This is a genomic window from Nostoc sp. (assembly GCF_036919555.1).
Classification (GTDB): Bacteria; Cyanobacteriota; Cyanobacteriia; order Cyanobacteriales; family Nostocaceae; genus Nostoc.
The window spans coordinates 1-777 of record NZ_JBALCS010000016.1 but is presented as its reverse complement, the minus strand read 5'-3'; the positions used below and the strand labels follow the sequence as shown (position 1 = coordinate 777).

The following is a 777-nucleotide window of genomic DNA, read 5'->3' as shown; positions in this document are numbered from 1 at the left end:
TTAGGGCGTGTCATCAATTAGGTAAACTGGAATCAGAACTGCTAAAAAAGAATCAAGACTCTTGACAACCATGACGCGTCGATATGTACTACGAGATGACCAGTGGGAGAAAATCAAAAACCTGCTACCTGGGCGAGAGGGCTATGTGGGAGCCACAGCAAAAGATAATCGATTGTTTGTCGAAGCAGTGTTATTTCGTTACCGAGCAGGCATTCCTTGGCGTGACTTACCATCAAGATTTGGCGATTTTCGTGTGATTCATACTCGCTTCAGTCGATGGTCTAAAGCAGGCGTGTGGGAGCAGGTGTTTCAGCACTTAGCAGATGATGCCGACAACGAATATGCAATGATTGACTCAACGATTGTCCGCGCCCATCAACACAGCGCAGGTGCAAAGGGGGGGATGCATCTACTGAAGCCATTGGTCCAAGCATTGGCGGATTAAGTACAAAGATTCATGCTGTGGTGGATGCTCTGGGCAACCCACTCAGTTTCCACTTGACACCTGGGCAAGCGTGCGACCTTGATGGAGCCGACCAACTGTTACCCAACATTGTTGCTGACACCGTATTAGCAGACAAAGGCTATGATGCGGATGAGCGAGTAATTCAGCGGCTTCAGGCACAGGGTAAAACCGCTGTGATTCCCCCCAAACGCAACCGTAATCACCCTCGTGACTACGATCGGGACTTATACAAAGCCCGTCATCTTATTGAAAACTTTTTTGCCAAACTCAAGCAGTACCGAGCGCTCGCAACACGCTACGACAAACGCGCT

At 49.0% G+C, this 777-nt stretch carries 1 protein-coding gene; it reads left to right on the top strand.

The window, feature by feature from the left end; genetic code table 11:
• Window positions 1-70: 70 nt before the first annotated feature.
• A protein-coding gene (locus V7K36_RS06385; RefSeq protein ID WP_442948440.1) for an IS5 family transposase occupies window positions 71-777 on the top strand; the annotation gives its coding sequence in 2 pieces (ribosomal slippage) (window positions 71-406 and window positions 409-777; 705 coding nt annotated over the 2 pieces). This gene is flagged as partial in the annotation.